This is a genomic window from Mangrovibacillus sp. Mu-81 (assembly GCF_036867415.1).
Classification (GTDB): domain Bacteria; phylum Bacillota; class Bacilli; order Bacillales; family Bacillaceae_B; genus Rossellomorea.
Map to the genome: position 1 here is coordinate 58,170 of NZ_JBAJHU010000009.1, position 21,008 is coordinate 79,177.

The following is a 21,008-nucleotide window of genomic DNA, read 5'->3' on the forward strand; positions in this document are numbered from 1 at the left end:
CTATCCCTCCTATAATTTCACTCTTTGTAAACGTAAAGCATTAAGTACGACTGAAACTGAACTGAAGGCCATCGCCGCTCCAGCAAGCCAGGGAGCGAGGAAGCCGAGGGCTGCAATAGGTATTCCCAATGTGTTATAAGCGAACGCCCAGAAAAGGTTTTGTTTAATATTTATAATTGTTTTTTGGCTCATTCTAATGGCATCTGCGATACTATTTAAATCACCACGTATTAGTGTGATATCAGCTGCTTCCATCGCTACATCTGCACCTGTTCCGATTGCCATTCCGATATCAGCTACAGCAAGGGCCGGGGCATCATTGATCCCATCTCCTACCATAGCTACCTTCTTCCCTTTCTTTTGTAGCTTTATGACCTCTTCTGCCTTCCCTTCAGGCAATACTTCCGCAATGACTTGACTGATACCCGCTTCCTTGGCAATAGCATTCGCAGTTTGCCGGTTGTCTCCAGTCATCATAATGACTTCTAACCCCATATCTTTTAATCGTTCAATAGCTTCTTTAGATGTATTCTTAATGGTATCTGCCACTGCAACTAATCCAGCATATTGACCATTGATGGCAACGAGCATAGCAGTTTTTCCTGCTTGCTCAAGCTGATTTTTGATCTGCAACACCTTTCCTCCAATTGACACTCCTTCTTTGTTCATTAATTTAATCGTGCCAATGAGAACATTGTTAGAATCAACCTTGGCTATCACACCAAATCCAGGAACCGCTTCAAACTCAACGTTTGCATCAAGATTAATCCCTTTTTCCCTTATCCCTTCGACAATGGAAATAGCCAAAGGATGTTCAGAGGGTTTCTCTGCAGCGCCTACTAAGGTTAGGAATTCAGTTTCGTCAATATCTTGATGAGTGATCACATCTGTCAGAACAGGGTTTCCGTTGGTGACCGTTCCCGTTTTATCTAAAACTACTGTTGAAATTCTATAAGTCGTCTCAAGATGCTCTCCACCTTTAAATAAGATGCCGTGCTCTGCTGCACGGCCAGACCCGGCCATGATTGATGTAGGTGTTGCTAATCCCAATGCGCATGGACAAGCAATAACAAGAACAGCAATCATTTTTTCTAAAGATTCAGCAAAGTTACCAGGTGTAGCCCATATATACCAGGTGAAAAACGTAATAATCGCTATCACCACTACCACAGGTACGAAAACCCCGGATATTTTATCCGCAAGACGTTGTATAGGAGCTTTAGATCCTTGTGCTTGCTCCACAACTTTAATAATTTGAGCCAGGGCAGTATCCTTACCTACTTTTGTAGCCCTCACTTTCAAAAAACCATTCTTATTTAATGTGGAGCCAATCACCTCGTCGCCTTCTGATTTATCTATCGGAACACTTTCCCCAGTCAGCATGGACTCATCAATAGCTGATTTCCCTTCGACGACCACCCCATCGACCGGGATCTTTTCTCCTGGTTTTATGTAGACGATATCTTCTACAAGAACCTCTTCTAATGGCAACTCGAACTCTTCTCCTTTACGAAGTACAGTGGCGGTTTTCGCTTGTAAACCCATCAGTTTTTTTATTGCTTCCGAAGATCTGCCTTTGGCCTTCACTTCAAAGAGCTTTCCGAGAATGATCAACGTAATTAATACAGCACTTGTTTCAAAGTATAAACTGACCATATGGTCAGTACTTCCTATCGATTTAATGGATAAGTATATACTATAGAAATAAGCAGCTGAAGTTCCTAGCGCTACCAATACGTCCATGTTTGCACTCTTATTTTTCAATGCTTTATAGGCACCTACATAAAACTGTTTCCCTATTATGAATTGAACAGGTGTCGCTAAAGCAAATTGAACCCAAGGATTCATAAACATTTCCGGTAAATAGATAAAAGAAGTGAACTCAAAATGACTGACCATTGCCCATAATAATGGCAGAGAAAGAATGGTAGAGAAAATAAATTTTCCTTTTTGGTTCTCTATTTCTTTCAATCGATGATCTACTGCAGCTTGTTGATTTGTATCGATGCTCTCTCTTGCTCCATATCCTAGCTTTTCTATTTTTTTCATGAGATCGTTTACTGTGAGAGTGGATGGATTATATTCAACAGTAGCCGTTTCCAAAGCCAAATTAACTGTTGCTTTAAAAACCCCGTCTAATTTATTCAATCCTTTTTCAATTCTTGTTGAACAGGCCGCACAAGTCATGCCGGATATACTTAATTCAACTTTCTCTGTTACCAGATCAAACCCCAGATCCTTTATCTTTTCTTGTATTTCACTTTCATTCACATTCTTAGAATCAAATGCAACTGTAGCTTTTTCCAATGCCAAATTGACCGTTGCTTTCTTAACACCTTCCAGTTTGGTCAGTCCTTTTTCTATTCTTCTAGCACATGCCGCACAAGTCATTCCCGTTATTTGCATATTAAGTTCTTTAGAATTTTCAGTCATCAGCAGACCTCCTTATACCTATATGGGGTATATTCAATTCCAAAAGAAATCGTGCACATAATGGCACGTTTTCTTTTGTTTATTCTTGAATATCGTATCCTTGATCATCAATAGTTTCTTTGATCGCATCAATAGAAACATCAGAGGATTGATATTCAACGTCGACTGTACCTGAATCGAGATATACTTTCACATGTTGAACTCCATTTAATTTTCCTACACTTTCTTCTATGGCTTTCACACAGTGACCACATGACATTCCTTCTACTTGCAGCGTTACTTTTTCCATCTCGATCCTCTCCTTATTTCTTCATTAATTTTTGAATGGTTACCAATACTTCATCAAGTACTTCGTTGTCTCCAGCTTGAATGCGTTCTAAGACACAGGATTTCATGTGACCCTCAAGTAATATTTTCGCTACACTATTTAGTGCAGATTGCGTGGCCGATATCTGTGTTATAACATCGTCACAATAGGTATCACGTTCAATGAGTCCTTTGATTCCTCTAATTTGACCTTCTATCCTATTCAGTCTTGTTACAAGGTTATTTTTTACTTTATCTGAATGATGGCTCTTTCGATCACCATCCGTTGCACAACAAGAATCCATCTCAATAATATTCTCTGGATTAGATGACATTTCGCAACCCCTTTCAAACGATTTGGTTAAAAACAATGAAAGTGCTTTCCATCATATTCAAATTACATGATTTCAAGCTGTATGACAAATATTTAGACTATTTAATCGATTGCTTTATTTCATCAAATCCAATCCTCTTTATGAATTTTGCAACGCCTTCACGTTTTCTTCCCAATTCCTGATACTTGGCAAGAAAACGGTCGATATAAAGATAGAGTTCTTCTGATTCCAAATTCTCGAAAAGCAGAGTACCTGCCTCAGCGTCCTTACCTTTGGATTTCCCTCCTATATAAAGATTATATTTATCCCTTATTTTCATAATACCGATATCATTTACTAGAGGCTCTCCACATCCTACGGGACAACCAGTATACGCCATTTTTACAGTAAAGGGCACTTCTTTTCCCGCAGTTCGCTCATTGATTTCCTTCGCAACAGGCATTCCTTCTTCGAGTTCACCCTTACAAAAATTACAAGTGCGCAGGCTTTTAACCACATTGCCTACCGGGTAACATTTTAACCCAGCTGCTTGAAATTCCTGGATGGTTTCATCCACTTCATCTTCTGATACTTCCAAGTAAAGTTGTTGGAACGTTGTTAATTCCAACTCGACATCCCCTATGCGATTCGCAATGACCATTAACTGTTTGGAAGTCAGCTTGGCACCGAATCCAATTCCTCCGTTTACTGCAATTTTAGTTTTCTTCCCTTCCAAAGCTGATTACTCCCTTCTCCACTAAGATGTTTTCTCTAATAACTCCTCATGACAATGACAAGAAACTTCATGATTCTTACCAAGGGTTTCTAGTTGAGGCTCCATATCATGACATTTAGTTTCTTGGTGAGGACATCGGTGAACAAAAGGACAACCTTTCAACTCTTGAGTAGCATCGACTTCACCATCCAGGATGATCTGGTCACGATGTTCAATAAAATAATTCAAATCTTTTACCACAGAAACTAATGCTTTAGTGTAGGGATGAGATGGTGATTGGATAATCTTCTTAGTTGGCCCGATTTCCACTACCTTCCCTTGGTACATCACTGCTATCCTGTCGCACATATAGCTTGCAGTCGTTAAATCATGGGTAATGAACATCATTGTCAAGCCCATTTTCTTTCTTAAGTCTAATAATAAATTTAAAATCCCTGCCCTTACAGAAACATCCAACATTGAAGTTGGTTCATCCGCCGCAATAAATAATGGTTTTAAGATCACTGCTCTTGCTATGGCAATCCGCTGTCTCTGACCACCGCTTAATTGATGTGGATACCGATACATAAAATCTTCTGCTGGTCTTAATTCTATTGATTCTATCGCTTCTTTTACTTTCTTTAATTTCTCTGGATAAGATAGGTGCTTTTCATGTGCATTTAATGGCTCCATTAAAATATCTAATATTCGCATCCCTGGGTTTAATGTATCGTAAGGATCCTGAAAAATCATTTGCATCTTTTTCCGTACTTTGTTCGTTTGAGCATCATTTAAATTACATAAGTTTTCTCCGTCGAATTCAATCTTTCCTGCACTTTCTTTCATTAATCTCATTACCATCCTTGCGGTCGTTGTTTTACCGCATCCACTTTCACCTATGATCCCTAATATTTCCCCGCGCTTTATATCTAAATTAATGTCATTGACAGCATAGACTTCTTTCCTCACCCGCTTAAAAATCGGTCCAGTTTTTTTCACAAATGTTTTCTGTAGATTTTTGATACTGAATAATACTGTTTTATCCAATTTTATTCTCCCCCTTTTCTTCTAGGAAGCAAGCAGTAAAATGGCCTGGTTTAACTTCTCTTAGTTCAGGAGTGTCTGTTTTACATCTTTCCATTGCAAATGGGCATCTAGTTTCAAACCTGCAGCCTCTGGGAGGGTTCACTAAGTTTGGGACACTTCCTGGAATGGAGATTACTTCCCTTTCAGGGTTTGCCAGGTCTGGTGTAGCATTCAAAAGAGCTGAAGAATAAGGGTGTCTTGCATCGTTAATTATATCTTCAGTAGAAGCCCATTCTACAATCTTTCCTGCGTACATGATAACGATTCTGTCACATATTGCTGTTACCATTGGAAGGTCATGGGAAATCAAAATGACAGAAAGATTTAATTTTCTTTGCAAGTCTTTTATCAGGGCAATGACTTGAGCCTGAGTCAAAACATCCAAACCTGTTGTTGATTCGTCAGAAATGACCAGCTTAGGGTTGCATGCAAGCGCCATGGCAATTGCAACACGTTGTTTCATCCCTCCGCTAAACTCATGCGGGTAGCTTTTCCAACGTTCTCCATCTATACCAACCAACTCTAACAATTTTTTGACTCTGATTTCCGCTTCTTTTTTACTTACATCTTCATGTAGGAAGATAGCTTCCATTATTTGTTCTCCCACGGTATAGACTGGATTAAGAGCATTCATCGCGCTTTGAGGAATAACAGAAAGTTCCTTCCACCTTAAATCAGTAAGTTCAGAATCAGAGAGTTTCATAATGTTTTTTCCGTTTAATTGAACTTCTCCAGAAACCACTTTCCCAGGATATTCAATCAAACGTAGAATAGACTGTGCAACTGTCGTTTTTCCGCATCCTGATTCACCGATAATCCCCAGCATTTCTCCTTCTTTTACCGAGAAAGAAACGTCTTCCACTGCTTTTGCTATTCCTTTATCTGTTTTGAAGTAAGTTGACAGATTCTCCACTGTGAGTAAGGAATTCATTTATCACCGCTCCTTTCTTAATCGAGGGTTAAGGATTTCTTCCAAGGAATACCCCGTGAATGCAAACCCTATAACCAGCGTAGTGATCAGAAGCCCAGGAGGAAGTATCCACCATACCCACGCGTCCGTTAAGAAAGCACCTCTTGCTTGTGCATAGTATAAAATGGTGCCCCAGCTCTTTGTAAATGGGTCTCCTAATCCAAGGAAACTCAATGAAGCTTCTATTAATATCGAATGACTTGCTGCCAGTACAAACTGGGACAAAGCAATGGGGATTACCCCTGGTAAGATATGTTTTGTCAGAATGACCCTAATATTGGTACCAATCGATTTGGCGGCCTCCACGTATCCTTTTGTTTTTAACGATAGCACCTGTGATCGTATTACACGGGCCGGACTCGCCCATGAGATCAAACTTATGACCAGGATGATATTCCAAAAGCTTGGCCCGATGAAAGCGGCTAATAATATCATAAGGGGCAGGAATGGGATTACAAGGATCAAATCAACGAACCTCATTAACATCGAATCTATTTTCCCTCCGTAATATCCTGCTATGACTCCTACTAGGCAGCCAATGACAATGGAAATTAAAGCCGCAACAATACCAATTAGCAAGGAGACTCTTGTACCATAAATCAATTCACTGAAGATATCCTGACCTACATCATTAGTTCCGAGAAGAAAGTCACCATTTGGTTTTATAAAGGGGCCTCCCACCCTGACACTCGGATCATAGGGTGCTATAAGAGGTGCCAGCAAGGCGATAAGCAAGAACATCAATAAGATCCCAACACCTAGCATCCCTAAGTTGTTTGATGAGAGAACGGACCAATAATTTTTTAATTTTTGTTTATCCATTATTTTTACCCACTTTCGGGTCCAAGATAGGATAAATCAAATCAGCAAATAAGTTTGCAAGGACCACACTAAAGGTGATAATTAAGAAAGTGGCTTGAATCAAAGGGTAGTCCCTGCTTAGTACAGATTCAAACATCAATCTGCCTACACCAGGATAAGCAAATACCGTTTCGATCACGGTAGCTCCGCCCAGCATAAACCCTAAACTAAGCATAAAGACTGTAGCTACAGGCAATAACGCATTTCTCATGGCATGCTTATATTTAATGACTTTCTCTTTAACCCCTTTTGCTTTTGCCATCATGATATAATCTTCACCCAATACACTTAACATTGAATAGCGCATAATCATAAATGTGCTGGTTACCGAAATCAATACTAGCGTCGTTAAGGGTAATGCTAAGTGCTTCATAATATCGATAAATCGATCAATACCAGTGAGATTTGACCAGGCACTCTCAGCTCCAAACACCGGAAATAATCCAAGCTGAGCAGAAAAAATCGAAACCAGAATCATACCTACCCAAAAGGAGGGCATAGCACTCAGGAACATAAACACCGTGAGCAGGTTAGCATCGGTCTTTGTACCGCGTTTCCAAGCCGAAATTGCCCCGAACATAACTCCGATGACCGTTGAAATTACCAGCCCTAGCCCGGTAAGCAACAATGTCCATGGCAGTCGTTCCATCAAAAGGTCTGAGATAGGTCTTTTTTGCTGATAAGAGAAGCCAAAATTTCCAGTAGCGATGTTCTTAATATACGTTCCATATTGAACAAGAATCGGATCATTCAACCCGTGTTCATCCAATATTGCCTCTTTCTCACTGCTCGACATAAACCCAACATCTTCACCCGCTAGGAAAACCAAGGGATTGCCTGGCATCAAGCGCGGAAGAAGAAAATTCAGCGTGAGCATCAAAAAAATGACGATGGCATATTGTACAAACTTTCCAGCTATGAACTTTCCCAACTGTTACACCTCCACATTAGAATGTGAATCAAGGAGGTCTGATTCAAGTAATCAATCAGACCTCCTTATCACTTAAAAATCAAAATCATCTTTCGGTTTGCTTTTACCTTTTCGTTTAATAAAGAAGAAGCCGATGACCACTATAAGAATAAGCCCTCCAAGTATGAATAGGGTGTTTTTAGAACCCCCACCAGATGTACTTTGGCTGGCTACATCCCCAGTTGCTGTTTCTTTCTGGTCAGACGTTTTGATTTCGGATTTCTCACCTGAAACAAAGGATAGCTTATTAATAATCCCCTTCCCTACTTGGAAAACATATCCGTCGTATACTGATGGGTTATATGCATTAACGATCTCCTGGTAATATAAAGTGATAAAAGGAGAATCTTCTGCAACTAGTGATTGCATTTCCTTAATGACCTTCATTCTCTCCTCTTCTTTAAAAGTAGTGGATAATTGTTCAGACAATGCATCAAAGTCGGCATTCTTATAAGCACCAATGTTAACAGAACCTACTGCAGGATCGGAGTGGAACAACTCAACCATACGATCAGGGAATAATTGCATCGTGTTAGACCAACCCCACAGACCCATATCATAATCACGACCCTTTGTCACATCAAAGTCAGGCCACATTAGGGAATCAACAGTTGTTGCATCCATCGCTTTTACCGTATTTTTAATCCCAATCTCGTTTATTGCTTCTGAAACCAGCTCTGCTGTCCGGATTCTGATCGGACTGTTTGCATATACAAGAGTGGTAATGTCAATCTTCTCTCCCTTTGGGTCTTCTCTAAAACCGTCCCCATCAACATCTTTAAAGCCCGCTTCTTCAAGGATCAGTTTCGCTTTTTCTTGATCGTATACAGGTTTCAATTCTGAATTATGGAATGTGGAAGAGGGATGGATAAATCCTGGACTACCCACTTCACCATATCCGAGCAACAATGTATCGACTAGATTCTGCTTATCCACTGCATAATTAACAGCTTGCCTAAAGGCCGATTCTGTCATCGGATACTTCTCCGCATTAATTTGGAAAAGTGTCGTACTGTAACCAGGTCCCCTAGCCACTTTTAATGAACTATTTGATTCAAATTGCTCTACAAGTTCAGGTGATATACTAGAAGAAAGAGCATCGATTTCTCCAGCTTGAAGGGCATTCAGCATGGCTGTCGTATCTTCTATAATCGGAAAAACGATTTCTTCTATTGGAGGCTCCCCGTGAAAATAATCCTTATGGGCCTTCATCTTATAATATTGTCCTGACTTATGTTCTTCCAGAATGTATGGACCACTTCCAATAGCATTCGTTTCTTCATCTGGATTGCTTATTTCACTCCAGATATGTTTTGGTAGTATAGGTAAATCTGCAAGTGGTTGAATCATGAAGTTGGGATCTGCTTCTGATAAGGTAAGTGAGATTGTGGTTTCGTCTGATTGATCTATTGAGGCGATGCTCTTAAGAGGATTCGTGAAGCGAGACTTAGGATGATCGATAAAATATTCCATTGTAAATTTAACATCTTCTGTTGTCAAAGGCTTACCATCATGCCATGTGATATTTTCATGTAGTGTAAACTCATAGGTCAGACCGTCTTCACTAACATTGTACTCTTTGACTAACCATGGTTGAGGCTGATTGTCTTCATCTAACACAAACATGTTATCATAAAGAAGGTTCACCAAATCGAGGCCAGGATAACCCGTTACATAGGTGTAGGGATTAAGTCCATTTTCATCCTTTGTAATTCCGACTTTTAAGGATTTAGTTTTCTGATCTGCAAATACAGGGGTGAGATTCGAAATAACAAGTAACAGCGAGACTGCAATTAATAGTAGAGGTTTCTTCATCCTTTTTCCCCTTTTCATATCATTTAATTAATTCCTGCAAATGGAAATTTCCTTCTCTTCTATATGCTTCAGCTAAAGCAAAATGGCCGTGGGTTGCCAATCCATGATAAACATGAACCGCTTTATCCAATGCTTTATGAATGGCCCGTCCTTTTTCATAATTATTAGTTAGTTTAGAAAAACCGGGAGCTATAATTTCTGCAGCTGACGGATCCAGCATTTCATCAAAATGCATTCCACTGAATTCCATTTGACTTTCTAAGACACTCATCGCATTTTCTTTCTTTTCCCAAACAGATGAAATATCTACTACAGTATTAGGGTGATGAGGGGTCATGTAGTAAATGGTTGGTATAGGATGCGGATCTAAACCAGGAAGTTCTTCCAAACCAAAATCTCGACTTGAAAGGGCGATGGATTCGAGCAGTAAAGTCATAGCCGGCCTGCGGTCCGGGTCAAGATCATGGAAGGAATGCTCGGGGTCTTGAGTGATAATAATGTCTGGTTTTACTTCTCTGATGACTTTGATCAATTTGAGCTTTGAATCAATACTTAAATCGACAGTGCCATATTGAAAATCCAAGAAGGAAACATTCACTCCTAATTCTTCACTGGCTTTTCTTACTTGAGGCTGACTGGTCTCACGACAAAGCATAATTGTTGCGTAGGATTCTCCGCCACTAGTTACGTTCTTTGCCAGTGCACCTCCACATTCCACAACTTCCATTCCATAAACTCCAAGAAACAAAATTTTTTGTCCTTTTGCCATTTGTATTCCTCCCTATATAAATTTTTAAAAAATACAATACCCCTCTATAGTATATTGGGCTTGTTTTTAAATATACTATACCTTATTTAATATTTTGTAAATACTGAATTTTAAGAAAATTATATTTTTATAGTTCAAATGTTTTAAAAAATTTTGGAATGGCCTGTCTATTCTTCTCATATCATGAAAGCAAACAAAGGAGGAGATAACGATTCAACCATATCAACTATTTATTTCTATCACTCTTTTTCTCTTAGTCTTGGCTTGTATGATTATGGGGAAAATATTAAAAGAACGGTTACATTCTATGTCATACATGATGATTTCCATGTATACAGGAATGAGTATTGGATTGACGCTAGGAGTAATGTTCGGCGCACTATACCAAGGGGATTTATTCTATTCCACTTTATTGTCTATGGGGATAGGAGGTACTGTCGGACTGCTGATAGGAATTATCCATAGTCCACTATCTTCCATCGAAGGTTTAATGTCAGGATTAATGGGTGGTATGATGGGAGCAATGTTAGGAGAAATGATTTCTCCTAAAGAATCTATTATGATTTTGAAAATTTTGTCGGTGCTTTCATTATGTTCTATATTTCTATTTTTTATTTTTCCGCGAACCAAACCTGAACAGTACTTAATTACGAAGAAATGGCTATTTAAGCCTTTGGTTGTCTTCGTCACCATCTTTGCATTTTTCTTTTCAGGTGAACTACTTTTTAAATCTACTGCTTCGCCACATTCAGAACCAACTAAAGAACAGACGGGGCATCAATCTCACCTTAATCATAACGGTTCAAACCAAACTGAAGATATACACACAATCAACATCATTGCATCTGAAATGCGTTATCAGCCATCCACCATAACTGTTGTAAAAGACACAACTGCCAGAATTGTGTTACAAAATGATGATCAAGTAGAACACGATATTGAAATTAAAGGAATTACAGCTAATGCGCCTAATTCAAATGGTGGGCATGCCCACCACTCATCAATATCCAATGAATCATTTCATCTTCATGCTCAAGCCAACAGTTCAAATCAACTAGAATTTCTTCCTACCGAAAAAGGAGTTTATGAATTTTTCTGTACCGTCCCTGGTCATAAAGAAAACGGTATGACCGGTACACTGATCGTAAATTAGTATACAAAACAAAAGAACCCATTTTAAAGGGTTCTTTGTTTTTGATACGAGATATCTGTTACGATTTCTATGTTATTTAACCATTTTCCATTATGGAATCCTCTATATAGAAAATAGGCCCGAAATGCATTATCCAATCCAATCGCTATCCAAACCCCTAATATACCCCATCCGAAATACATCCCAAGCAAGTATACCCCCAACGTACGGATGATCCATATTCCAATCATGGTCAAATACAATGGTGATTTGGCATTTTCTGCTCCTTGATATATTCCAGTCATGATGAGAACAATCGCTAAAATAGGCTGAATAAAAGCATCAACCTTTAAAGCTATACCAATATTCTTAATTGCTTCTTCTTCAACTGTGAAAAAAGAACCGATCCACTCTCCGCCAAGAAATAAAAAGACTCCAAATATCGACATACATGCTATTCCTAAGTATACGCAGTACCGCGCTGCCTTTTTTGCAAGATCGTATTCTTGTGCCCCTAAATAATCACTGACCAATGTAGTTGCCGCCGTTGCAAACCCATACCCAATCATATAAGAAAAGACTTCAATATTACCTGCTATCTGATGTGCAGCAAATAATTGAGTTCCCATATAAACAATGATACCAAAGTAAAGTACCTGGCCGATCCGCATGGCTAGCCTTTCTCCCATTGCTGGAGTGGCTAATTGCAGCAGTAATTTCTGAAGAGATGAATCCCATCTAAATAATGTCGATTTGCGAACGAATTTCTTTTTATTAAGGAAAATAATCAGTAACAAAACTCCCGTTAATCTGGATATCACTGTAGCCCATGCAGCTCCTTCCAATCCAAATGCAGGAATGATAAAGAAACCAAAGATTAAAATATAGTCAAGCAAAATATTTAATAAATTTATGATTATACTGACAACCATTGGTGTTTTAGTATCTTTCATCCCTCTTAAAATGCTGTTCATACTGAACATCAAAGAAATCAAAAGTGATGGGATACCAACGATTCTAAAATATATAACTCCCTTTTGTAGTACTTCTCCCCCCAGACCCATCATCCTTAATAATGGCTCAGCAAATACGATGGTAACAAATCCAAATACAAGACCAAGAGCTAAAGCCAAGAGAATTGATTGACCCGCAACATTCTGGGTTTTTTCCTTATTCCCTGAGCCTGAAAATTTTGCGACATAGACATTCACTGATACTCCCAGAGACATAAATACTGCAATATACACTGCAAGTAACGTATTAGCCACTCCTACAGCGGTTACTTCCTCCAAACCGATTTGAGCAACAAAATAAGTATCTACAAACCCAAGTATGGTCTGAAAAAAATTGTCCACGACGGCAGGAATTGCTAAAGCTAAAATAGCAAAGATCATCTGTTTGTTTGTAAAAGCAGGCTCACCACTGATAAAAAACACTCCCTTCTTTCTTTTTACTCTGTACAGTACATAGGTAAGGTATTTATTTAATAATTATCTTTTATTAACTTAATGTCAATAATATTCAGATAATTTTAATTATTTATATAAAAAGTGATTAAGCAAAAGAAAAACGCCTTAAAAGACGTTTTTTCAACTTGTAATAAATTTATTTTCAGAAGAAGTTTTGAACTTTTATTTTTTTGGTTGAAAAGATATGTCCGAAAACAAGCAGGAAATGACTTTTAATTACAAATAGAAGCATAATTTTGACTCAATTATATAGAAGCATAAGCATGCCTAAAAATACAAATATATGGTCTCAACTCACCGATGTTACTTGAACTTTAATATCCCATTAAATTAAACATAAGTCTGCATTCATTGTTAATAATATAGAATTGTTGACTTGTAAAAATATACAAAACTTACCATTTAGCCACCCTTATATAAAGCTCCTTTTTTATACATACTTAATACATTTCAGTAATGTATTGGTACTTTAATGCAATGTTTAGATTAACCATACAAGCGTAATTTTACACCCATAAAATAATCGAATAAAAATAGAATTCTTTTATCTGCAAACAATCTGCAATCCCTTGGGGAATATGCTAATTATATTCAATATTTATAGGAGGATTCGATGAAAACACATAAACAATTAGAACAGTTTGCCAGTAAACCTAATTCTTATAATGATCGCGCAGGGGTTAACCTTAAGACGTATGATACGAAAAATGTCTCGAGACTAAATACAGATAATACGCTGGAGGCTTCAATCTATACTTCCCAAATGATTTGGCCGGCCACACATGATGAAACGAGACCTGGCACGGTTATTCTTTTCCCGAATAAATCGTGGAGTATTGGCTTGGCCTCGGTAAATTTTATTCATCACCCAAATAACGGACCTGTTTTTCATTTTGACTCGGAAGGTGTGGCGGAAGAAGTGCTTAATGAAATCGACAGACTACAACCTAAAGGAAATTCTGAAGGGATTCAAGTAATGGTTATGGGAGACGTTACTGATCATGTGAATGAACAATTGGCTTCTTATAAGGTTAAATCGATAACAGCAGATACGGCTGCTCAGTTTGCTTTTAAAGTCGATGAGGAATATGCAAGATTGACAGATGAGTATCCTGAAAATATCCTCGTTGTATCCTCCGAGGATCATGCAAAGCTTTTTTCTCTAGTAGCTGGTTATTGGATTGCTCATATGCCTGAGCCCATTTTATATGTAGAAACGAATGGCGTTCCATTAGAAACAATTAAAGCCCTTAAGAAAAGAAAGAATCCAAATATTTATATTGTAGGGCCTGAAAAAATAATTTCTAAACAAGTAGAAGAAGAACTGAGCACGTATGGTGGCGTTACTAGAATTCCAGGAGATAATCCTGTCGAAGTCTCAATTGAATTCACAATGTTTAAAGACCAGGATAGTGGTTTTGGATGGGGTATCGACAAGCCAGGGAGGGGGCTTTCCTTCATCTCAACCTCTCAGCCTGAATTGGCCATTACTACAGCTCCATTTTCCCACCTGGGAAAGCATTGTCCGCTAATTTGGCTGGACCAAGGTAAACTGGAGGACTCTGTTTATCATTTTCTTGCAAAGATTAAACCTACTTTTCAAGATAGTCCCCAAGAAGGTCCATATAATCATTCCTATTTAATGGGGAGTATTGAAACCATCTCTTATGAGACCCAGGGGATAATCGATAATAAGCTTGAAATCGTTGCAGAAAGTGACGGGGGACACCACTAAATCATGAAATAAAAAAAGATGGAGCCAAGAATCGCTCCATCTTTTTTTAGTAGTTATTCACACACGCTGACATATTCTCCTTCGATGTTTGAGGGTGGCAATGAGATTCTGGGTCTTCTTCCGGCTCCACTTTCACAACAATCCACTTGTCACGATGAAATTGTACGGTTAGTACGACGGCTCTAAAGGCAATATCCAAACCAATCGCCATCCAGACACCTAGCAGCCCCCATTCAAGCTGAATGCCCAATACATAAACAAGTAACGTTCGGATAGCCCACATACCGATTCCTGTTAAATACATCGGAAATTTTGTATTATTCGCTCCTTGAAAGGCACCTGTTAAAACAAGGACAACTGCCAAAAATGGCTGAAACACTCCTGAGACTTTCAATGCTGTTCCAATGTTTCCGACCACTACTTTGTCTTCTGTAAATAAACTTCCTGCCCATCCGCCTATGCTAAATAATATGAGTCCAAAGACAGCCATACTTCCAACTGCTAAAAACACACACAGTTTTGCATATGTTTTCGCTTCATCAAACTTACCGGCTCCAACCTGCTGACCTACCAGAATCGTTGCTGCTGTGGCAAATCCAAACCCGATCATGTAAGAGAAGACTTCAATGTTACCAGCAATCTGATGAGCTGCGAATACATTGGTTCCAAGAGCCACAACAAATCCAAAATAAACAATTTGACCTGCCCTCATAATCAATCGTTCTCCTGCTGCGGGAGTCCCTAGGATAAACAGCTCTTTTAAATGAACGGGATCTACTTTCCAATATTCTTTTTTGAAAGTTAATGAAGTATTTTTTTGAGTATAGCGAAATAGTATAAAAGTTCCTAGTGCACGTGCTACGACTGTAGCAGTTGCTGCACCGACTATTCCCATTTCAGGTATGACCCAAAAACCAAAGATAAACACGTAATCCAGTGCCGCATTCACAATGTTAATGATAATACTCGTCTTCATCGGGGACTTTGTGTCACCTGCCCCCCTGAGAATAGCACTCAAAACGAACATCAAGGCCATAAATACAGATGGAATGGCAACAATCCTAAAATATGTCACCCCTGCATCCAGTACATTGCTCTCAATCCCCATTAATTTAAGCAACGGCTCTGCAAAAAATATAGTAATAATTCCAGTGATTATACCCACAACAATCGTTACAATAATTGATTGTTGTGCAATGTGCCGTGCTTTCTCTATTTTATTGGCACCTATAAAGTTAGCAATGTATACATTAGCCGCGACCCCAAGGGCCATAAATAAAGCGAAATATATAGCTAGTATAGCATTTGTTACCCCTACAGCCGATACTTGTATTAGGCCCAATTTTGAAACAAAGTACGTATCAACGAAACCTAAGATAGTCTGAAAAAAGTTCTCCACAACTGCGGGTAGAGCGAGTAGAAGGATCAGCTTTATCTTTTTTCTGTTATTATCTGCTTCTTGAACCTTTTTGCCTTCAATGTTTGTCGTCAGTTTTCACCACTCCTAACATCATTTTCTACCTTAACTATATCTTTCCCTGAAAATATGAATAATTTATGCAAAACAATAAACGCATATGTATTAAGGATAAGCATTCACTTGAATAGTCAAAATATCGTTTCTCATTTTGATTTCTTATCATAAAACAGGAGAGACATTCGAACTGTCTCCCCTGTTTATGTTTAAGCGATTTTTTTACACTCTTCTGCACAATTAAAGCAAGCATCTGCACATTCTTGACAATGATCATGATCATGTTTCTTACATTCTTCTCCACACGTTTCACAAATCTTCGCACACACTTGAGCCAGTTCAGATGCGAATGGTGTCCCTCTTACTAGGGATTGTTCTAAGTATGCACACATATCCGCACATTCTCGATCTAACCGAATGCACTCTTTCATCATGTTGATATCTTCTTCCTTTAAACAAGCATCGTAGCAATGATTACAAGCTTCCATACACTCATGCAGCGCTTTGATAGCAGATTGGTACCTTTCATGTGACATCTTACATTCCTCCTTGGGATTTGAGTTATTTGTTACATAATTACTATATCCAGTTATCATGCCAATAAACGAATAAATAATATTTTTATCGCTCGTAGAAAGTTATTTTTCGTTTGCATGGATAGTGCATATTTTGTGGGTATAAACCGTAATGCTCACCGGAGATACCTGGTCAATTGATATTTGTGTTCAGCAAAAGAATTTGCAATCCAGCATTTAATAACAGAAAGGATGTGAGCTTCTTTGACTTAACAAAGAATCTATCAATCAAAAACAGACAACTTAATTAAAAGTGGTCTGATCTGTTCAGTGAACACGGAAACAGCTCTCAACTATTTTACTTTTAAAAGGCGAAGAGCATTTAATATGACAATGATTGCAGCCCCTGTATCGCTCAGAACTGCCAGCCACAGTGTCAGCCAGCCAGGGAAAATCAATGCCAATGCAACAAATTTCACAATCAATGAGAACCAGATGTTTTGTTTGATGATTGTGAGTGCTTTTCTGCTCAAATTGATCGTGTGAGGCAGTTTTTCAAGATTATCCGCCATTAATACAATGTCGGCCGTTTCCATCGCAGTGTCTGTGCCTGCACCGCCCATTGCGATTCCTAAATCAGCGGTGGCAAGTGCAGGCGCATCGTTAATGCCGTCCCCGACCATCGCTACCTTGTGGCCTTCGCTTTGTAACTTCTTAATGGCATCTACCTTATCTTGAGGTAAAAGCTCAGCAAAATAACGATTGACGCTTGCTTCCTTTGAAATCATTTTGGCGGTGCCTTCATTATCGCCGGTCAGCATCACGACCTGGCCAATTCCAACTTTTTCCAAACCATCCAATGCTTTTACAGTCGTTGTACGGATCGAGTCAGCAACAGAAATGACTCCGAGGATCTCCTGTTTTGTACCGACGATCACGACCGTCTTCCCTGTGCTTTGTAGCTCTTGAACGATTGTTTCAGCCTCGTCTAAAGGGAGGTTCATTTCTTCAAATAGCCTTGAATTTCCTGCATAGTGTATGACCCCATCAATGGTAGCCTGAACCCCTTTTCCCACTATGCTTTTAAAGAACTCCCCATCTTTAGATTCAATCCCTTTCTCATTGGCAAACCCTACAATAGTTTGTGCAATCGGATGTGTCGAATACTCTTCTAATGTCAGAGCAATGGATAACAACTCTTCTTCTGTTGCATGAAACGCCTTTACTTCAGAAACCTTTGGCTTCCCTTCGGTTAAGGTACCCGTTTTATCAAACGCAATGGCCGTAATCGCTCCTGCTTTTTCAAGGAATGTACCACCTTTGATTAAAACACCGTTCTTCGCTGCATTGCCAATTGCCGAGACAATCGCGACAGGTGTGGAAATGACCAGGGCACATGGACAGGCAACGACTAACAATTCGAGCCCTTTGTAAAACCAATCTCCCCAAGTACCAAAGCCAAGCAGTGGCGGAAGAACCATGACGACCAACGCGAGCACGAACACAATAGGCGTATACACAGCTGCAAACTTATCGATGAACGCCTGGGTAGGGGCCTTCTGTTCCTGGGCTTCCTCCACCAGGTGAATAATTTTTGCAATGGTTGTATCTTCAGCAAGCTTCGTGACACTTATTTCAAGAGACCCATTCTCGTTTATTGTTCCCGCATAGACCAAGTCTCCGGCTTCTTTATCCACCGGGATGGATTCACCGGTGATTGGGGCTTGATTGATACTTGATTTACCAGTTATAATTTCCCCGTCCAGCGGGATTCTGTCCCCGGGTTTCACAATTAATACTTCACCAATCTTCACTTCTTCCACTGGCTTCTTCTTTAACTGTGCCCCTGCTTTAATCCACGCTTCAGATGGTGCCAGATTCATCAAGTTCCGGATAGAATGTCTGGTCTTCTCAATTGACATGTTTTGAAGGGAAGTTCCCAAGGCAAACAGCCAAACCACCGTGGCTCCTTCAAGCCACTCCCCAATCAATGCTGCCCCAATTGCAGCTGCTGACATCAATACATTCATGTCCAACGAACGGCTTTTGATCGAATAATAAGCACTTTTAACCGGCTTATAGCCGCTGATGAACATAGCAGTTGCATACAACAGTGTGGTCACCAGATAGGAAACATCTGTTAACGACCCTAAGAAACCAAGAGCAATCAAAATTCCGGAAGTGATGATGACTCCATATCCTTCTTTTCTATTTGAAGTTTCAGTGCTTCCATCCTGCTTTGATTGCAAGGATGCATGAAATCCAATCTTTGAAACTTCAGAAACGATGTCTTCCACACGGTTCTCATGATCCACTTTCATTTTTCCCGTTGAGAAATTGACACTTACATGCCGGACTTCAGGAATCGTATTTAAATGGTTTTCAATGCTCTTGGCGCAGCTTCCACAATCCATCCCCTCAACAGCATATATCTTCAGATTCCTGTTTTGATTTATTGGTTCGATCTTAAATCCGAGTTTTTGTACTTCTGATTCTACCAAATCAAAATTGCTGCCTGCTACTTGAAGCTTTGCAGAATTATAGTTCACCTTCGCTTCGTCAATTCCCTCCACCTTTACGAGAGCTTTTTCAATCGACAATCCACAAGAAGGGCAATCCATCCCATAAATCCGGTAATCAGCTTTTTCAGATGTGGATGAAAAAGCTTCAGTCTCCCCAGTCCTATGATTGCTGGATGAGCAGCAAGACCCGTTTTTCACATCAACATGTTCGGTCGTTCCAGTACTGCTGCAGCATGATTTCTCAGAATCTTTATTTTGTTCGATTTGGTTGCGTTCATAGTTGAACGCAACCAATCCCTCTTCCTTTTTACGCGAAGTTTCTTGGCTGTTGCAGCAGCCTTTAGGTTCTTGTTTTTTCTCAACATTACCTTGACTGCTGCAGCAGCTTGCTGTTCCGGTCTCCTTGCTGGTTTCTTTTTCTCTTGAGTTGCAACATGACTCTCCCATTCAATCCACCCTCTACACGATATGATTGCTGCAGCACGCAACATCATTTTCAACTTCATCCAGCACCACGTCAAACATATCAAGCAAATCACGGACATGCTGGTTGCTTACACTATAATACGTATACTTTCCTTCCTGCCTCCCGACAATCAGACCGCAACCCCTTAAGCAGGCAAGATGCTGGGAAATGCTCGACTGGCTCCCATCCAGTTCCCCTACAATCTGAGAAACTGTCTTTTCTTCCGTTTTGATACTCTCTAATATCTGTATCCTGATTTTGTGGGCAAAGCTATGCAGGAATTTCACCTTTGTATTCAAATCAATTTTTGTACTCATATCCTTGTCTCCTATCACATTAGATTTTTCTAATATGTACAACTAACATATTAGCAATTTCTAATATGTGTGTCAAAATTAATTGGAATTTGTGCTACAGGGTGAAATACACAGGTAATTCGGAAACAAAATAAAAGAGCTCATCCATATGGACAAGCTCTTCGATAAGTACTGATGTACCAAGATAGCAGCAGGCGATATAGCGGCCCTACTTATTGTCAGGTGATGCAACAGCCCCTGAATGATCACCTGTTTGTTCCAACTTCTGAAGCTCTTTGGATGACTTTCTCTTAAAAAACAGAACTACTAGACCTGCAGGAATTGATAAAATCAAATAAGCCAAAATGAGGTTAATAATGTCCATCTTCTCATTCCTTTCTATTGTGTATCACCATTCAAATTTAGACTCCCCTGTCACGCGGTGAAATAAAGTCGTCTTCTTTTCAGTGAGTGCTTCTTCCGTACACGAAGAGTTTGCTTCATAATCAAGTTCATCAAGTTTCGCAACCGTTGTTTCTTCCAAGAAATTTGTAGCATCAGTCTGATTGAAACAAGGAGGCGCAATATACGTCTTTTTATCATGATCAAGAATCACCCTGGTTGAATCCGGAGGGCTTAAGTTAAATGGCACATAAAAGAATACAGCCATCCCGACAATCAGAATAATACTTGCAATCCGAATATATTTAAACAATCTCAAATCTGTTGCACCTGCTTCCTATTGCACATTCACTTCTACTTTTGGCATGTTGTGAAGATCCATTGCTGTTACATGGGCAATGATGAAATACTTCCCTTTTTCATCGAACGTATAGTCGATGGCATATATTCCATCCTCTTTAAGCTCAGCTTCTTTCTTTATGTGATCTTCCTCAGATACACCTTCCTTCCAGATTTCAAACAGGACTTCATCTGCATCGGACACCTTTTCTTCACCTTGGGTAACGATGGCGTTTACTTGATTGGTTTTACCGGCCGAAAGTTCACCCGGATCGGTTTTCACTTTAACTTCTAACATTTGAGGCACTTGACCTTCTTTTTTGTCATTTTGCTTTTCGTCGGACCCGCAAGCTTCCAGAATCCCAATTGAAAGCATGATACTAAACAAGAAAATGATTCTTTTTTTCATCTACTCCACC

The 21,008-nt window shown here is 39.4% G+C and carries 20 protein-coding genes; 2 read left to right on the forward strand and 18 right to left on the reverse strand.

Annotated features, from left to right (window positions below; genetic code table 11):
* Positions 1-9: 9 nt before the first annotated feature.
* From V6B33_RS16625 to V6B33_RS16670, 10 genes are all read right to left on the reverse strand, one after another.
* A complete protein-coding gene (locus V6B33_RS16625; protein WP_282139101.1) occupies positions 10-2,433 on the reverse strand; it encodes a heavy metal translocating P-type ATPase in 2,424 nt (807 codons plus the stop codon).
* 79 nt (positions 2,434-2,512) lie between these two features.
* Positions 2,513-2,722, reverse strand: a complete 210-nt coding sequence (copZ, locus tag V6B33_RS16630; protein WP_282139100.1) for a copper chaperone CopZ — start codon at positions 2,720-2,722, stop codon at positions 2,513-2,515.
* Between the two features lie 13 nt (positions 2,723-2,735).
* Positions 2,736-3,074 (reverse strand): metal-sensitive transcriptional regulator, encoded by a 339-nt coding sequence (locus V6B33_RS16635; RefSeq protein ID WP_159362683.1) that lies wholly within the window; start codon positions 3,072-3,074, stop codon positions 2,736-2,738.
* A gap of 97 nt (positions 3,075-3,171) precedes the next feature.
* Complete coding sequence (locus V6B33_RS16640) at positions 3,172-3,789, reverse strand: nitrite reductase (protein ID WP_282139099.1); 618 nt, start codon at positions 3,787-3,789, stop codon at positions 3,172-3,174.
* Between the two features lie 21 nt (positions 3,790-3,810).
* The gene (locus tag V6B33_RS16645) at positions 3,811-4,815 is read right to left on the reverse strand and encodes an ABC transporter ATP-binding protein (RefSeq protein ID WP_282139098.1); all 1,005 of its coding nucleotides are present in this window, start codon (positions 4,813-4,815) and stop codon (positions 3,811-3,813) included.
* A complete protein-coding gene (locus V6B33_RS16650; protein WP_282139097.1) occupies positions 4,808-5,785 on the reverse strand; it encodes an ABC transporter ATP-binding protein in 978 nt (325 codons plus the stop codon). The genes V6B33_RS16645 and V6B33_RS16650 overlap by 8 nt, the downstream gene beginning before the upstream one ends.
* 3 nt (positions 5,786-5,788) lie before the next feature.
* On the reverse strand, positions 5,789-6,646 hold the full coding sequence (locus tag V6B33_RS16655) for an ABC transporter permease (RefSeq protein WP_159362686.1): 858 nt from the start codon (positions 6,644-6,646) through the stop codon (positions 5,789-5,791).
* A complete protein-coding gene (locus V6B33_RS16660) occupies positions 6,639-7,616 on the reverse strand; it encodes an ABC transporter permease (RefSeq protein WP_159362687.1) in 978 nt (325 codons plus the stop codon). Before V6B33_RS16660 ends, V6B33_RS16655 begins: the two co-directional genes overlap by 8 nt.
* 72 nt (positions 7,617-7,688) lie before the next feature.
* Positions 7,689-9,470 (reverse strand): ABC transporter substrate-binding protein, encoded by a 1,782-nt coding sequence (locus V6B33_RS16665; RefSeq protein WP_334218841.1) that lies wholly within the window; start codon positions 9,468-9,470, stop codon positions 7,689-7,691.
* Between the two features lie 19 nt (positions 9,471-9,489).
* The gene (locus tag V6B33_RS16670; RefSeq protein WP_282139095.1) at positions 9,490-10,239 is read right to left on the reverse strand and encodes a PIG-L deacetylase family protein; all 750 of its coding nucleotides are present in this window, start codon (positions 10,237-10,239) and stop codon (positions 9,490-9,492) included.
* Between the two features lie 328 nt (positions 10,240-10,567).
* On the opposite strand from V6B33_RS16670, the gene V6B33_RS16675 reads away from it, so the two are divergent.
* Positions 10,568-11,392, forward strand: coding sequence for a cupredoxin domain-containing protein (locus V6B33_RS16675; protein WP_282139094.1), 825 nt, complete (start codon positions 10,568-10,570; stop codon positions 11,390-11,392).
* 23 nt (positions 11,393-11,415) lie between these two features.
* Here V6B33_RS16675 and V6B33_RS16680 read toward each other — a convergent pair whose 3' ends face one another.
* A complete protein-coding gene (locus tag V6B33_RS16680; RefSeq protein WP_282139093.1) occupies positions 11,416-12,807 on the reverse strand; it encodes an MATE family efflux transporter in 1,392 nt (463 codons plus the stop codon).
* 646 nt (positions 12,808-13,453) lie between these two features.
* On the opposite strand from V6B33_RS16680, the gene V6B33_RS16685 reads away from it, so the two are divergent.
* Entirely contained in the window at positions 13,454-14,575 is a 1,122-nt protein-coding gene (locus V6B33_RS16685; protein WP_282139092.1) for a cell wall-binding repeat-containing protein, read from the forward strand.
* 46 nt (positions 14,576-14,621) lie between these two features.
* Here V6B33_RS16685 and V6B33_RS16690 read toward each other — a convergent pair whose 3' ends face one another.
* From V6B33_RS16690 to V6B33_RS16720, 7 genes are all read right to left on the reverse strand, one after another.
* Complete coding sequence (locus V6B33_RS16690; protein WP_334218895.1) at positions 14,622-16,067, reverse strand: MATE family efflux transporter; 1,446 nt, start codon at positions 16,065-16,067, stop codon at positions 14,622-14,624.
* A 191-nt stretch (positions 16,068-16,258) separates the two neighbouring features.
* Positions 16,259-16,585, reverse strand: coding sequence for a four-helix bundle copper-binding protein (locus tag V6B33_RS16695; protein WP_159362691.1), 327 nt, complete (start codon positions 16,583-16,585; stop codon positions 16,259-16,261).
* Between the two features lie 332 nt (positions 16,586-16,917).
* Positions 16,918-19,533 (reverse strand): heavy metal translocating P-type ATPase, encoded by a 2,616-nt coding sequence (locus V6B33_RS16700; protein WP_282139091.1) that lies wholly within the window; start codon positions 19,531-19,533, stop codon positions 16,918-16,920.
* 12 nt (positions 19,534-19,545) lie between these two features.
* Positions 19,546-19,869: an ArsR/SmtB family transcription factor gene (locus V6B33_RS16705; protein ID WP_159362693.1), complete on the reverse strand. Its 324-nt coding sequence runs from the start codon at positions 19,867-19,869 to the stop codon at positions 19,546-19,548.
* Positions 19,870-20,077: 208 nt separating this feature from the next.
* Entirely contained in the window at positions 20,078-20,233 is a 156-nt protein-coding gene (locus V6B33_RS16710) for a hypothetical protein (RefSeq protein ID WP_219166262.1), read from the reverse strand.
* A 24-nt stretch (positions 20,234-20,257) separates the two neighbouring features.
* Entirely contained in the window at positions 20,258-20,569 is a 312-nt protein-coding gene (locus V6B33_RS16715) for a hypothetical protein (RefSeq protein ID WP_282139089.1), read from the reverse strand.
* 18 nt (positions 20,570-20,587) lie between these two features.
* Positions 20,588-20,998, reverse strand: coding sequence for a FixH family protein (locus V6B33_RS16720; RefSeq protein ID WP_334218842.1), 411 nt, complete (start codon positions 20,996-20,998; stop codon positions 20,588-20,590).
* Positions 20,999-21,008 lie beyond the last annotated feature (10 nt).